13 protein-coding genes and 1 pseudogene are annotated in these 15,426 nt (G+C 41.4%); all 14 read left to right on the top strand.

Annotated elements, in window-relative coordinates:
* The first annotated feature begins 43 nt into the window (after positions 1–43).
* Positions 44–1,714: a sigma-54 interaction domain-containing protein gene (locus tag AC1TO4_RS06010; RefSeq protein ID WP_482104574.1), complete on the top strand. Its 1,671-nt coding sequence runs from the start codon at positions 44–46 to the stop codon at positions 1,712–1,714.
* Positions 1,711–2,619 (top strand): annotated as a pseudogene (locus AC1TO4_RS06005) (ketopantoate reductase family protein). Before AC1TO4_RS06010 ends, AC1TO4_RS06005 begins: the two are co-directional and overlap by 4 nt.
* 249 nt (positions 2,620–2,868) lie before the next feature.
* Complete coding sequence (locus tag AC1TO4_RS06000; protein WP_482104573.1) at positions 2,869–4,014, top strand: acyl-CoA dehydrogenase family protein; 1,146 nt, start codon at positions 2,869–2,871, stop codon at positions 4,012–4,014.
* Positions 4,015–4,037: 23 nt separating this feature from the next.
* The gene (locus AC1TO4_RS05995; protein ID WP_482104572.1) at positions 4,038–5,660 is read left to right on the top strand and encodes a long-chain-fatty-acid--CoA ligase; all 1,623 of its coding nucleotides are present in this window, start codon (positions 4,038–4,040) and stop codon (positions 5,658–5,660) included.
* A 31-nt stretch (positions 5,661–5,691) separates the two neighbouring features.
* Positions 5,692–6,474 (top strand): enoyl-CoA hydratase/isomerase family protein, encoded by a 783-nt coding sequence (locus AC1TO4_RS05990; protein WP_482104571.1) that lies wholly within the window; start codon positions 5,692–5,694, stop codon positions 6,472–6,474.
* A gap of 83 nt (positions 6,475–6,557) precedes the next feature.
* Positions 6,558–7,451 (top strand): 3-hydroxyacyl-CoA dehydrogenase family protein, encoded by an 894-nt coding sequence (locus AC1TO4_RS05985; protein ID WP_482104570.1) that lies wholly within the window; start codon positions 6,558–6,560, stop codon positions 7,449–7,451.
* On the top strand, positions 7,448–8,221 hold the full coding sequence (locus AC1TO4_RS05980; RefSeq protein ID WP_482104569.1) for an electron transfer flavoprotein subunit beta/FixA family protein: 774 nt from the start codon (positions 7,448–7,450) through the stop codon (positions 8,219–8,221). The genes AC1TO4_RS05985 and AC1TO4_RS05980 overlap by 4 nt, the downstream gene beginning before the upstream one ends.
* A 28-nt stretch (positions 8,222–8,249) precedes the next feature.
* The gene (locus AC1TO4_RS05975) at positions 8,250–9,230 is read left to right on the top strand and encodes an electron transfer flavoprotein subunit alpha/FixB family protein (RefSeq protein ID WP_482104568.1); all 981 of its coding nucleotides are present in this window, start codon (positions 8,250–8,252) and stop codon (positions 9,228–9,230) included.
* 22 nt (positions 9,231–9,252) lie between these two features.
* Entirely contained in the window at positions 9,253–10,050 is a 798-nt protein-coding gene (locus AC1TO4_RS05970; protein ID WP_482104567.1) for a 3-hydroxyacyl-CoA dehydrogenase family protein, read from the top strand.
* Between the two features lie 15 nt (positions 10,051–10,065).
* The gene (locus tag AC1TO4_RS05965) at positions 10,066–11,214 is read left to right on the top strand and encodes an acyl-CoA dehydrogenase family protein (protein WP_482104566.1); all 1,149 of its coding nucleotides are present in this window, start codon (positions 10,066–10,068) and stop codon (positions 11,212–11,214) included.
* A gap of 13 nt (positions 11,215–11,227) precedes the next feature.
* Positions 11,228–12,421, top strand: coding sequence for a thiolase family protein (locus tag AC1TO4_RS05960; RefSeq protein WP_482104565.1), 1,194 nt, complete (start codon positions 11,228–11,230; stop codon positions 12,419–12,421).
* A 1-nt stretch (position 12,422) separates the two neighbouring features.
* Positions 12,423–12,815, top strand: coding sequence for a PaaI family thioesterase (locus AC1TO4_RS05955; protein WP_482104564.1), 393 nt, complete (start codon positions 12,423–12,425; stop codon positions 12,813–12,815).
* A 15-nt stretch (positions 12,816–12,830) separates the two neighbouring features.
* A complete protein-coding gene (locus AC1TO4_RS05950; RefSeq protein WP_482104656.1) occupies positions 12,831–13,994 on the top strand; it encodes a thiolase family protein in 1,164 nt (387 codons plus the stop codon).
* Positions 13,995–14,066: 72 nt separating this feature from the next.
* Positions 14,067–15,365: an MFS transporter gene (locus AC1TO4_RS05945; protein WP_482104563.1), complete on the top strand. Its 1,299-nt coding sequence runs from the start codon at positions 14,067–14,069 to the stop codon at positions 15,363–15,365.
* Positions 15,366–15,426: the final 61 nt, after the last annotated feature.

Below are 15,426 nucleotides of genomic sequence, written 5' to 3'. Positions count from 1 at the left end.
ACATTATGGAAAAGGGGTGCTTGTTTTGAACCAGGAGGATAAAATGCCTTTTCTATATCTTGAAACATCTTTAAATAATGAAGTGATTCATATGAATGAGCATCTTCTAGTCGATATGAAAAAAGACGTTTTAAATAAATCTGTCAAAGAAATCTTCGACGGATGGCATGCAAACCAGGGAGGGAAATTAATTCAGGCCAGTTTGAACAATAAAGGATATGTATTTTTAAAAGAACAATTGAATACGGATGGAATTGTCTATGTTGGAATTACTTCGCGAGAACTTGAAAATAAGTCGAGCGAACTGGAGGAGTTGCAACGTATAAATCGTCATCTTGACGCGGTCATCGAGAGTTCGTATGATGGCATTTATATTACAGATATAGACGGCGTCACATTGCGAACGAATTCAGCAATTGAAAGAATTACGGGCATACCGAAAGAATATTATTTAAATAAGAAAGTAGACGATTTAATTAAGCGGGGAATTCTTGAGGATTCGGTTACGCATAAAGTCATGGAAAAAAAGAGAAGTGTGTCGCTTATGCAACTCAATTATTCGGGTAAGGAAACGCTTCTTACCGGCAACCCGATTTTCAATGAACAAGGCGAAGTAGAAAGCATTGTTACGAATGTACGTGACTTATCCGATTTAAATGGCTTGCAAAGTGCTCTTCGAAAAGCGAACGAATTAAATAAAAGCTACCAGAAGGAAATTGAAAGACTTAGAAGAAGTGAGTCTTTAATAGATGGGAAGACGGTTGTGGAAAATGAGCAGATGCGGATTATCTATGACACAGCAAAGCGTATCGCTAATGTCTCCGCAACAGTTCTGATTCTTGGAGAAACAGGTGTGGGTAAAGATGTGCTGGCCAAATATATTTACAATGAAAGCGAGCGCAGTAGAAGTGGTAAATATATTAAAGTGAATTGTGGTGCAATTCCCTCGAACCTATTGGAGTCAGAACTGTTTGGTTATGCTGGAGGTGCTTTTACAGGTGCAAGTAAAAATGGGAAACCTGGAATGTTTGAAATGGCGGATAAAGGATTTTTGTTTTTAGATGAAATTGGTGAAATGCCGTTAGACTTGCAAGTGAAATTGCTGAGGGTCATTCAAGAAAGAGAAATACAGCGGGTTGGTGGCACGTCGACTAAAAAAGTTGATGTCCGGTTGCTTGCAGCAACTAATCGGAATTTAAAAGAAATGGTTCAAGAAGGGAAGTTCCGTGAAGATTTATATTACCGTTTAAACGTGGTTCCGATTGTTATCCCGCCTTTACGGGAACGTAAAGAGGAGATACATGAATTAATAAAGTTATTTTTGAAAGATATTAATGAAAAGTATGGCATGAAAAAAGAGTTGAATGCTGAACTCATTTCTTTTTTCTATCGACATAATTGGCCTGGTAATATAAGAGAGCTTTCCAATTTGCTAGAACAAATTGTTCTGCTCAATAGCGTAGATCGGCTTGAAATCGAACATCTTCCAGCTGAGTACAAAATAAAAAGCAATTCGCAGTCTATTGAAATCGATGAAACAATGACATTGAAAAAAGCGGTGGAAGCAGCTGAGGAAAATCTTCTGAAGCGGGCAGCTGAAAAATATGCGACAACATATGACTTAGCAAAGGCTCTTGACACGAGCCAACCAACCATTGTTAGGAAACTGAAAAAATACAATGTTCTATTGAAAGGAAAGGGGAGTTCCCTATGAATATTGGAGTTATGGGAAGTGGGGCAGTCGGTTCTTTTTTCGGTAGTTTTTTAACTGAAGCGGGACATGATGTTAAGTACATTGCGCGTGGAGCTCACTTGGAGGAAATGAACAAAAATGGATTAGTAATCGTAAGATGAAATGAAGAAGTAACCATCTATCAGACATTCACTGAGAAAATTGAAGCTCTTGCCGACTGTGAATTGATATTATTTTGCGTTAAATCAGGCGATACGAAGGAAACTGCTGAAAGGCTAAAAGAAGTAATACTGGAATCTGCGTATGTCATGACGCTTCAAAATGGCGTGAATAACGAGGAAAAACTTGTCGAGATATTTGGAGAGGAACGCGTATTATCAGCGGCAGTCTATGTGCAGGCTTCAGTCAAATCACCGGGCGTTATTAAACAAAGCGGGAGGTATAAAATAGTTCTCGGCGCGCTCGGCAAGGAGAGGGAAGGCACTGTGGAAAAATTCTCAACCTTATTAAATGAAGCAAAAATACCAGCTGATTGTTCTCGGCAAATTATGTTGAGAAAATGGAAGAAATATTTGTTTAGCTTACTATTTAACCCCTTATCAGCTGCGACGGATAGGACAATAGGACAAATACTTGACGATCCTCATTTAAGGGAGGTCGCATGGATGATTGGATTGGAAACAATTCAGATAGCCGCAATGTGTGGCTATCCGTTAACTGAAGATGACATCCACATTGCTTTTCAAAATGCCGAATTTGCAAGAAAGCACGAGACATCGATGCTTCAAGATATTCGAAAGGGAAAAGTATCAGAAGCGGACGAGTTAATAGGCTATTTAATAAACGAAGCTCTTGTACACAGGACATCGATAACTGCATTGAAAACCGTTTATTTACTATTGAAAAATAAAGAGAACAACCATTAAACCTGTATTTTCACAGGTTTTTTGTTTTTTAATTAACTAAATAATCAAAAATGGATCGATAATTCAAAATTGAATCGCTTATGTAAGTGAGATTAAGCAACTATTTGATTCAAAAGTGAATCGGAAATGTTGTGGGATACGTGTAAAGGTACTAAAACCAGAGAATAAGGCATCTTTAAGTTTGGCATGTAAATTGCAAGTATCTATATATTAGTTAGTGAGATTGACCATAAAAGGGAGGAAATTAACATGTTCACACAATTGAAACCAGAGATTGAGCAAATGAAACAAATGGTTCGAAACTATGTAGAGAGAGAAGTAGAGCCGTACGCACAGCAAATAGAAGAGGAAGATAAAATTCCACAGCACTTAATAGAACAGGCGAAAGAACTTGGATTGTTTGGTATAAGTATTCCTGAAGAGTACGGTGGAATCGGATTAAATACAGTTGGCAAGGCTGTTATCCTTGAACAGCTTGGGCGAACACATAATGGTTTTGTAAGCTTAATAAGTGCACATACCGGAATTGGAAGTACAGGGCTAGTGAAACTGGCCTCCCCTTATTTAAAAGAAAAGTATTTGCCAGGGATGGCAGCCGGAGAAAAAATCGCGGCATTTGCACTTTCGGAACCAGGGGCTGGATCTGACGCAACAAATTTAGAAACGAGAGCAGTAAAACGTGGTGATAAATGGATTGTGAACGGAACGAAACATTTTATTACGAATGCTCCAGTCGCGGATGTTTTTACCGTTTTTGCTTTAACCGATAAAGAAAAAGGTGCAAAAGGCGGTATAACTGCTTTCTTAATTGAAAAAGATTTTCCTGGTTTCACGATTGGTAAAATAGATAAAAAAATGGGTCTTCGAGGTTCGTATACTGCCCAGCTCATTTTTGAAGATTGTGAAGTACCGGATGTAAATGTCATCGGAGAAGTGGGGATGGGTTATTTGTCCGCTTTGAAAATTCTCGGAGAAGGTCGTGTTGGGTTGGCCGCCCGTGCGGTAGGCTCATGCGATAAATTGATTGAACTTTCTGCATCCTATGCAAAAGAAAGAAAGCAGTTCGGCAAGCCGATTGCGGATAACCAGGCGATTCAATGGATGCTTGCGGATATGGCAACAGAGACTGAAGCGGCTCGGATGCTTACATTGAAGGCGGCACATATGATTGATGATGGAAAAACAGTGATTAAAGAAGCGTCCATGGCAAAACTATTTGCTTCTGATGTATTTAATAGAGTTGCAGATAAAGCCGTTCAAATTCATGGTGGTATGGGATACGTAGCTGATTATCCGATTGAAAGATTTTATCGTGATGCACGAATAACAAAAATTTACGAAGGTACAAATGAAATTCAACGCCTCATTATTGCACGGAAAGTGTTAGAAGGGTAATTATCTAAATGGGGGTGCAGATGGTGGAAAGAACAGTAAATAAACCATGGAAGCAGTGGTACAAAGAGGGAACACTATCTATTAAACTACCGGAAAGCTCCATTTACGCGTTTCTTGAAAATACCGTTAAGCGGTTTCCTAACCATACGGCGATTGTATTTGAAGACGAACCGACAGATTACACAGCTCTAAAGACACAAGTGGACAAACTTGCTGGAAAGTGGAAAGAGATTGGATTGAAAAAAGGGGATCGGATTGGCCTGATGATGGCCAATCACCCTCTTTATATTGTGAGTTACTATGCTGCGCAGGCGCTGGGCCTCATAGTTGTCCAAGTGAATCCAATGTATACATCGCGGGAGTTAATGCAGATTGTGATCGATTCGAACACGCAATATATTGTGTTTGACAAGACTGCTAAGCGTACCGTTGAAGAAATAAAAGAGGTGTATTCGTTCGAACAGTGCTTCTCGATTGAGGATGACGAGAGTGGATTCATATCTCTTCAATCACTTATTGAAAATGGAAAGGCGATCAGTGGACCTGAAAAAATTAATCCGCATGAGGATGTCGCTGTTATTCAATATACAGGAGGGACCAGTGGAGTAATGAAAGGGGCTATGCTAACTCATTATAATCTTACTTCCAACGTCGTTCAAAGCTTTGGAATGTATGGTGAAAGCATGCTAGAGGGAAAAGAAGTTATTCTAACGGCAACTCCGCTTTATCATGTGTATGCAATGACGAGTGCAATGAATCTTGGTATTTATATTGGCGCAACAATTCTTTTGATTGCTAAATTTGAAATTCAGCATGTTCTTGATAGTGTGAAAAAGTATCGGCCAACATACTTTCCGGGCGTGCCTAAAATGTACAATGCGTTTATCAATTACCCAGCTATCGAAAAATTCGATTTAAGGTGCTTAAATCATTGTTCGTGCGGCTCCGCTCCACTCCCTATTGAAGTCATTAAGCGATTTGAAGAATTGACAGGTGCTGTGATTGCTGAAGGGTTCGGTATGTCAGAAACATCTCCAACAACACATCGCAATCCGTCATTCGCTAAACGAAAAGTAGGCAGCGTCGGAATTCCGTTACTGGGTACAGATTGTATGATCATTGACGACACCGATACAGAACTGGGGCCAAATAGTGTGGGCGAACTACTCATTAAAGGACCGCAAATCATGAAAGGTTACTGGAACAGCGAGGAAGAAACGAAGTTGACGTTGCATAATGGCTGGCTGTATACAGGCGACCTGGCGATGATGGATGAAGAAGGCTATTTTTATATCGTCGGCAGAAAAAAAGAAATGATTATTGTCGGCGGTTTTAATATCTATCCACAAGAAGTGGAAAGTGTCTTATACGAACATCCAGATATTCAAGAAGCAGCGGTGGCGAGCATTCCTCACACTGATTTAGAAGAAACGATTAAAGCATTTATTGTTCCAAAAGAAGGAGTCACAATCGATATCGATGAAATAAAAGGCTACTGCTATACAAAGTTAACGCCATACAAAGTACCAAAAGAATTTGAAGTGATGGAGGAACTCCCGAGAAACACAGTCGGTAAGCTTTTAAAAAGACTGCTTATTAAAGAAGAACTAGAGAAGAGAGGTTTAGAGATGAACGGGAAAAAATAAGGCGAACCGAAATGGACGGGAGGAATTACAAATGTTAGATGATACGTATGAAAATATTAAAGTGGAATTTGAAAATAAAGTTTGTGTTGTTACATTAAATCGACCAGAAATTAGAAACGCACTTGGTCAAGAAATGAGAGAAGAGTTAAGAAGCTTTTTTACTAGTATTAAAGATAATGATGAAGTAAAAGTCATTATATTAACTGGCGAAGGTAAAGCTTTTTCTGCCGGAGGTGATCTAAGCGCTTTAAAAACGGTAGATGCAGTATCAGGAAGAAGAAGATTGCAAGCGGGACATGAAATGATTCATTCTATCCTCAATTTAGAAAAACCTGTTATTGCTGCAGTTAATGGAATAGCTGCTGGGGCAGGATCCAGTCTTGCATTGGCTTGTGACATAATCGTGGCGACTCACTCAACCTCTTTCATTCAGAGCTTTATAAAAGTTGGTTTGATACCTGATCTTGGTTCTATCTATTTTCTTCCAAGATTAATAGGACGTCATCGTGCTTTAGAACTGATGCTTGCAGGCGGAAAAATGACTGCTGACCAAGCGCAAAAAATGGGTGTTATAAATCGTATTGTTCCAAATGATTTACTGTTAGAAGAAGCACTTTCTTTAGCCGCTACATTGGCTGAGGGACCAGCTATTGCAATGGGCTTAACAAAGAAATTAACAAATAGAAGCATCTTAGCAGAAATTAGTGAAACGCTTGAATTAGAAGGATTTGCACAAGGTATGTGTTTTGAAACGGAAGACTTCAAAGAAGGAGTAAATGCATTCTTCGAAAAACGTAAACCACAATATATTTAATGAAAAATAAAATCTAGGAAAAATAGTATATCTATCATTGCATTTTCACCATTACTATCTTTACAGGAGAGGGATTGAGCATAGTGGAAAATAATAAAATTAATTGCGTAGCTGTAGTCGGTTCAGGTGCGATGGGTTCACAAATCGCGATGGTATGTGCGCTTGCGGGCTATCCGGTCACGTTACAAGATATTGAACAGGAGAGTCTTGATAAAGCAAAGGTATTTCTCAAAGGGCAGATGGATAGTCGCGTTGAAAAAGGGAGATATACGCGGGAAGAAGTAGACAACGCATTTGACCGCCTATCTTTTACGGCTTCTATTGAAGACTTGTCAAATGCAAATATAGTGATTGAAGCAATTGTTGAAAAACTGGATGCAAAACGTGAACTTTTTGCAAAGCTCAATAAAATTGTTGCGAATGATACGATATTAGCGACGAATAGTTCAACGATTGTTAGTTCAAAACTAGCCGATGTAGTTAGCCATCCGGAAAATGTTTGTAATATTCACTTCTTTAATCCAGTTCTTGTCATGGAGTTGGTTGAAGTGGTTAAAGGACCTCATACGTCTGAAGAAACAGCAGCGAAAAGCATGGCATTTGTGGAAAGCATCCGTAAAACACCGGTATTGCTTAAGAAAGAAATTTCGGGCTTCATCGCTAACCGTATTCTCGGTAAATTAATGGATGAAGCACTATTCCTTTATGAAAACGGTTACGCCACACATGAAGAAATTGATCTGGTCTGTAAAAAAGCACTAAATCACCCGATTGGCCCGTTTGCGTTAATGGATTTAACGGGAATTGATGTAAATTATTTTGTGCGGATGCAACGATATAACGAAAGTGGAGATGAAAAAGATAAGCCGGCCCGTATTGTAGCTGAAAAAGTAGAAAAAGGCGAGCTCGGTAAAAAGACAGGAAAAGGTTTTTATGAATACGATGAAAAAGGAATCAGAGTGGGGGTACTGACATGAAAATTTTCGTATTGCTGAAAAGAACATTTGATACGGAAGAGAAAATTTCAATCGCAAATGGACAAGTCCAAGAAGACGGCGCCGAATTCATCATTAACCCGTATGACGAATACGGCGTAGAAGAAGCCATTCGTCTTCGCGACAAGCATGGAGGCGAAGTGACAGTCGTGTCTGTAGGAAGCGATGAAGCAGAAAAGAAGCTACGGACAGCGCTCGCGATGGGGGCCGATAAAGCTGTTCTAATAAACACAGAAGATGATCTGGATGAAGGCGATCAGTTTACAACTGCGAAAATAGTAACGGAGTATTTAAAAGATAAAAACGCTGATATCATCTTTGCGGGCAACGTGGCAATTGATGGAGGAAGTGGTCAGGTTGGGCCGCGCGTTGCGGAAGGACTCGACATTCCGTACGTTACGACAATTACAAAAATTGAAGTGAACGGCAATGATGTCTCTATTATGCGCGATGTCGAAGGGGATTCAGAAAGTATTCAGACATCTCTACCTGTACTTGTTACATGTCAGCAAGGATTAAACGAACCGCGTTATCCTTCGCTTCCTGGAATCATGAAAGCAAAGAAAAAGCCATTAGAAGAAGTTGAAATTGACGATTTAGATCTAGAAGAAAAGGATGTACGAGCGAAAACAAAAACGCTTGAAATTTATCTTCCACCGCAAAAAAACGCTGGTCGTTTGCTTGATGGAGAAATTTCTGCTCAAGTGGAAGAACTTGTGAAGTTGCTCCATAACGAAGCGAAAGTTATTTAACGACAAAGCATAACAGGAGGTTTTATTGATGGGAAAAAAAGTACTTGTATTAGGTGAGGCTCGTGATGGACAACTAAGAAACGTGTCATTTGAGGCAATTGCTGCTGGTAAGAAAATTGCGGATGGTGGAGAAACGATCGGTGTATTAATCGGCGAATCGGTCAGCAAGTTCGCGGAAGAACTGATTCAGTACGGTGCGGACCGTGTCATTACGGTTGAAGATGCGCAGCTAGGGCAGTACACATCAGACGGATATTCACAGGCATTCATGGGCGTTTTGGACCAGGAAAAACCGGAAGGCATCATTTTCGGTCATACAGCGCTCGGTAAAGACCTATCACCAAAAATTGCAGCGAAACTCGGTGTGGGCCTCGTTTCTGATGCCACATCAATTGAAGAAGAAGGCGAGGAAGTCATTTTCACACGCCCAATTTATTCTGGTAAAGCATTTGAAAAGCTGACTGTGAAAGAAGGCATCGTCTTTGCGACAATCCGTCCGAACAACATCGCGCCGCTTGAACAGGACAAAGCACGTTCTGGTGAAGTTTCAAGCGTCGCAGTACCCATTACAAACCTTCGTACAATTATTAAAGAAGTCGTCCGCAAAGCCTCAACAGGCGTCGATTTGACAGAAGCAAAAGTTGTCATTGCCGGAGGGCGGGGTGTGAAAAGTGAAGAAGGTTTTGACTTATTGAATGAACTTGCTGAAGTGCTTGGCGGTGCGGTCGGTGCATCCCGCGGAGCCTGTGATGCGGACTACTGCGATTACTCTTTACAGATCGGACAGACGGGGAAAGTTGTGACGCCTGATTTGTACATCGCAGCCGGTATTTCCGGAGCCATTCAGCATTTAGCGGGCATGTCGAACTCGAAGGTCATTGTCGCCATCAACAAAGATCCGGAAGCAAATATTTTCAAGGTTGCGGACTATGGCATCGTCGGCGATTTGTTTGAAGTCTTGCCGTTGCTTACAGAAGAGTTTGAAAAAATGAGGGCGGTAGTTAATTAAACGACGGTTGGGAGAGATATAGATGAAAAACATTTCAATCATAGGTGCCGGTACGATGGGAAGAGGAATCGCTCTCACCTGTCTCGAGGCGGGTTACGACGTTAAAGTACACGATGTGAATGAAGCATCCCTTCATGTATGCCGTCAGTACATTGAGAAATACAGCAATAAAAAATCAATCGTTTATACAACGGACTTAAAAGAAGCGGCGTATGAAGCTGACTTAATAATAGAAGCTGTCCTTGAATTGATGGACTTAAAAATAGCAATTTTTAAGGAGCTTGATGAATACGCACCGAAAAAGACGATTTTAGCGACGAATACGTCAACGATGAGTCCGACAGAAATCGCTGCTCAAACAAGTCGTCCTGCTCAATGTATAGCTCTTCACTTTTTTAATCCGGTACCTAAAATGAAACTTATTGAAGTGATACGCGGCCTTGAAACGTCTGAAGAAACGATTGAAAAATGCTTTGCATTCGGCGAATCCATCGGCAAAGAATGTGTGAACATTAATGAATTCCCTGGCTTTGCGGTTAGCCGAATGAATTGTTTAATTGGAAATGAAGCAATGAATATGGTAATGGAGGGCGTTGGATCAATCGAAGACATCGATAAGTCGATTAAGCTTGGATTGAACCATCCGATGGGCCCCCTTGCCCTCGCGGATTTAGTCGGGCTCGATACACGGCTTCGAAACATGGAATATTTGCATGAGACACTCGGCGAAAAATATCGTCCTTGTCCGATATTGAAAAAATATGTGAAAGCCGGTTGGCTTGGTAAAAAAAGTGGACGCGGATTTTATCAATACGATTAAAAGGGGTGCGGAGGAATGAACTTTGAATTGGATGAGGATATAAAAGTTTTAAAACGACATGTCCGCGATTTCATTCAAAATGAAGTCGAGAAGGTCGCGATGCAGATTGAAGAAGAAAATGAAATCCCTGAACATATTGTAGAAATGTCTAAAGAAATGGGTTTGTTTGGATTAAGTATACCTGAAGAGTACGGTGGTCTCGGAATTGGAATGGTTGGGAAGTGTGCGTTATATGAAGAAATTGGTGCTACACACAACGGCTATACTACATTGATAGGTGCTCACACAGGGATTGGAACAGTAGGTATTGTCGAGATGGGAAATGGAGAACAAAAGAAAAAATATTTACCTGACATGGCTGCGGGCAGAAAGATTGGTGCTTTTGCTTTAACCGAGCCAGATGCAGGGTCGAACGCGACGAATTTGAAAACAACGGCCGTTAAAAAGGGCGATAAATATATATTGAATGGAACGAAGCATTATATAACAAATGCGACGGAAGCGGATGTTTTTACTGTGATGGCAGTAACAGAACCTTCCAAAGGAGCGAAAGGAATTACATCTTTTATCATTGAAAAAGATTTTCCAGGGTTCTATGTTGGTGCAGTTGAGAAGAAAATGGGTTTACGTGGCTCGCATTCAGCAGAAGTTATTATGGAAAACTGCGAGGTTCCCGTTGAAAATGTATTAAGTGGAGAAGGGCAGGGATATGTAAATGCCTTAAAAATCTTAACCAATGGGCGTGCAGGGCTTGCGGCAAGAAATTTAGGTTCCTGTCAGAAGTTACTCGACTTATCAGTTATGTATGCAAAAGAACGCGTACAATTTAAAGTCCCGATTATTGAACACCAGGCCGTCGCTCATATGCTAGCGGAGATGGCAGTTGAAATCGAAGCGTTGAGATCATTTACATATCGCGTCGCCTGGATGGTTGATGAAGGACAAAAAGTCATTAAAGAAGCCGCAATGTTAAAACTTTACGGATCGGAAGTGTATAATCGCGTCGCCGATAAAGCATTGCAAATTCATGGCGGTATTGGCTACATTTCTGATTATCCAATCGAACGATTTTATCGCGATGCAAGAATTACTCGTATTTATGAAGGTACTTCAGAAATCCAAAAGAATATTATTTCAGGCCAATTAAATAAAGAATATTCATAAGGGAGGCTATGTTATGAGGGAACGTGTGGTCATTGTCGAGGGGGTGCGTACGCCGATTGGAAGGTACGGCGGCGCATTAAAAGAAATTAACTCAGGATTTTTAGGTTCACATGTCATTGTAAAATTGTTGGAAAAGGCATCTCTTTCACCTGGAAAAGTAGATGAGGTTATTTTAGGAGAAGTTCGGCAGACGACTGAATCGTCGAATGTCGCTCGCGTTGCAGCAATTCGAGCAGGCATTCCAAATGAAAAACCGGCATTTACGGTGAATCGCCTTTGTGCTTCCGGAATGCAGGCCATCGCTTCTGGTGTTCAACAGATTCAGTCAAATCAGGCTACTATTGTGGTCGCTGGCGGAACTGAAAGTATGAGCAGTTCAGCTATTTACTTGCGCGGTGCCCGTTTTGGCGGGGATAAAACGTATTTAGTCGATGCAAATTTAGAGGCAGGTCAGCAGCCTAAAGAAATTTACGGTGAAGATATGGGTATGGGAATAACTGCTGAAAATGTTGCACAAAAGTACCGGATTTCTAGAGAAGACCAAGATGCATTTGCGATTGAAAGTCAAAAAAGAGCAGCGGCAGCAATTGAAGATGGGAAATTCGATGATGAAATTGTTCCGTATGAAATAAAGTCGAGAAAAGGAACGGTTGTCTTTGATAAAGATGAGCATCCGCGACCGGAAACAACGATTGAAAAACTTGGTCAACTGAAGCCGGTGTTTAAGAAAGAAGGGTCCGTAACCGCTGGCAATGCATGCGGTCGAAATGATGGCGCTTCCGCTGTTCTTCTTATGAGTGAATCAAAGGCAAAGGAACTGTCGCTGACACCGCGTGTTGCAGTCGTTGACTGGGTCGCGGTTGGAGTGCCACCCGAAATTATGGGAATTGGTCCGGTACCTGCGATTCAAAAACTACTTGAAAAGGCAAATTTATCGATTGAGGAGATTGAATTATTTGAAATCAATGAAGCGTTCGCATCCCAAGCACTCGCTGTGCAGCGCGAACTTAACATTGATTCAGAAAAGTTAAATGTGAATGGCGGTGCGATTGCGCTCGGACATCCTGTAGGTTCTACGGGTTCGCGGCTTGTCGTGACATTAATGCATGAACTGCAAAAAAGAGGTGGTCGTTACGGGATTGCGTCTTTATGTGTCGGTGGTGGGCAGGGAATGGCCATTTTAATAGAAAATCTACAGGTACAATAAAATGAACAATAAAGATATGAAGATACAGCAATCTACTTTCTTTGATCATCTTGGAATGATAAGGCAAGAAGATGATGAAGGAGCAGTCGTGGTTTCGGTGAATGTTCAAGCGTTTCATAAGGATGAAGTTGGGCACGTTTCCAGTGGTCTTTATTACACACTGCTTGATGTTGCGCTCGGAACGGCGTTGTCAGAACGAGAGGGCGGCTCTACAGCAACCATTGATTTACATGTTCAAATATTTAAGCAAGAACAGATTAGTAGACTCGTCTGTAAAGGCTATCATATCCATACAAACGGAAATAAAGGTAGTTGCAGAGGGGATGTATTCGACGAAAATGGCCTACTTGCTGCAACTGGAATGGCAACTTTTAAAGTAACGAAAAATAGCTGAATGAAAGAAGGTGCGATGATGGCAGAACCGGTTATTGTATCAGCTGTAAGAACAGCAATCGCCAAACAAGGCGGGGCACTTGCGACAATACCATACTATGAATATGGGGCCGAGGTGATGAAAGAAGCAGTTAAAAGGGCTCAGCTTAATACAGAAGAAATTGATGATGTCATTTTAGGAAACTGCTTAAGCGGTGGAGGAAATGCTGCACGGATGACTCTGCTAGAGGCGGAATTTCCTGTTACAGTGCCGGGACTAACAATTGATCGCCAGTGCGGTTCATCGATTAACAGCGTAGCACTTGCGGCGGATTTGATACGAGCAGGAAGAGGGACGATCTTTTTGGCAGGCGGTGTGGAAAGTATGTCGCGTTCTCCTCATTTGCTAGCTCCGTCATCGCGTCCGTACGACCGCCAGCCTCCTGGATTTGTAAAAAGACAACTTTCTCCAGCAAAGATTGGCGATCCTCCAATGGGGATTACAGCGGAGAACTTAGCTGAAAAGTATGGGATTTCACGTGAAGAACAGGATCTATATGCGGCGGAAAGCCAAAGACGAATGGCGAAGGCGATGGAAGAAGGGTTTTATGATGAACAAATTGTCCCGATTAAAGTAAAAGTGGGCAAAGAAACGGTCTTATTCGACTGCGATGAGCATCCACGTTTAGGAACGACGAAAGAAAAACTGATGAAGCTTCGTCCCGCATTTAAAGAAAGAGGCTCAGTCACTGCTGGAAACTCTTCAGGTGTAAATGACGGTGCATCGGCAGTTGTCGTTATGTCCGCTGAAGAAGCGGAAAAACGTGGACTAGAAGTTATGGCATATGTCGTTGATTCTCAGGTTTCAGGAGTAGATCCTAACATCATGGGGATTGGTCCAGTTCCAGCTGTTCGTAAGTTGTTAGAGCGGAATAACTTAACTATGGAAGATATTGATTTTGTTGAATTAAATGAAGCATTTGCCGTTCAGGTACTCGCTTGCAATCTAGAATTAAAGATTCCACATGAAAAACTAAATGTAAATGGCGGAGCAATTGCGCACGGTCACCCAATTGCAGCTACAGGCGGTATGCTCGTTGCAAAAGCTGTGTATGAAATGAAGAGAAGTGGTGCGAAACGGTCGATTGTGACTGCTTGTATAGGCGGAGGACAGGGAATTGCTTTACTGCTTCAAAAATGAGCGTGAAGCGAAGAGATGAATAACTACCAAAAACACTAGTGAAAAAATAAGGGAAAGAAAAGGGGGATTTCTATGCGTTGGTTTGTTCTTGTTCTACTATTTTTGGGGATGGTTATTAACTTTGCAGACAAGTCAATTGTTGGACTTGCAGCTGTAGCAATTATGAAAGATTTTAACTTATCTTACGCTGCATGGGGGTTAGTTGGTAGCAGCTACTACTGGCTGTATCCTGTTACCGGCATTTTTGGTGCTGCATTGGCGGACAGGCATGGAGCAAAGAAAGTACTTGGCGTCCTCATGCTGACATGGGCTGTTTTGCAGTTTGGTGTTCTGGCAATTACTGCGTTGCCAATCCTCATTCTTTACAGGGTATTACTTGGTGTATTCGAAGCACCATTCAGCCCGATTGCATACAGCCATGCGAATAAATGGTTTCCGCCAAAGCAGAGAGGATTTGCAAATTCTGTTGTCGTATCCGGCGGTACAGTCGGAGCAATGGTTGTTGCCCCGCTTCTTGTAGCTTTAATCGCCACATTAGGCTGGAAAGTTGCATTTGCCTGCCTTGGTGTCGCAAGTATCGTATGGTTTATTCTTTTCCAACTCTTCACAAAAGAAAATCCAGTTGCAGTGTATAAAGAGAAGCAGAATAAAAAGAAGGCTAAACTAGAGAAAATTAAATTGAAAGACTTTCTGTTGGTCCTTGCTTCTCCAACTTCTTTATTTACAACACTTGCCTATTTCTCTACTTACTTTCTTGTCGTATGGATTGCGATTTGGTTGCCAATTTATTTGGTGGAAGTCGTACAAATGTCTGCGGTTCAAATGGGATATGGTGTTGCGATAATTGGAGTTAGTTCCATGGTTATTTATATCGGTGTGTCGATGCTGTCTGATTACTTATATAAGAAGAGTCAAAACTGGCGTCTATCCAGGGTATATCTAGTTGCTGGAGCGATGATCACTGGTGCGATATTTATGGCATCCATTGTTGTCTTTCAGAATCCGATTTGGGTTGTTATTGCGATGAGTCTGGCAAAAGGGCTCACGTACGCGATATTGCCGATTGGCCCTACCATCATGATTAATGAATTACCTGAAAGGGGTGGGCTGATGACGAGCATTTTGACATCATCAGGCAACTTAGCGGGTATCGTAGCACCGCTCCTCACGGGTTATCTTGTCGCATTAGCGGGAGCTAATAAAATCGCGGGCTATAATTTATCCATATTATTTATGGCAGGTCTCGTCCTGGTTTTTGGAATACTCTTTGCAATTTTTGTTAAACCAGTTCTGTCCAAGAATAGTGGCGATGAACAACACAAAGGGATAGTAGAAAATGATGGATTAGAAGCTAGTTCAACTTCCGTATAAAAATTAAGTACATCTATGAGGCCAATGGAGCGGACCCGAATAGTATGGGAATCGGATTCGT

The organism is Sporosarcina sp. Y838 (genome assembly GCF_056786515.1).
The sequence above is the reverse complement of the archived record's forward strand: the minus strand, read 5'-3'. Positions and strand labels throughout refer to the sequence as shown.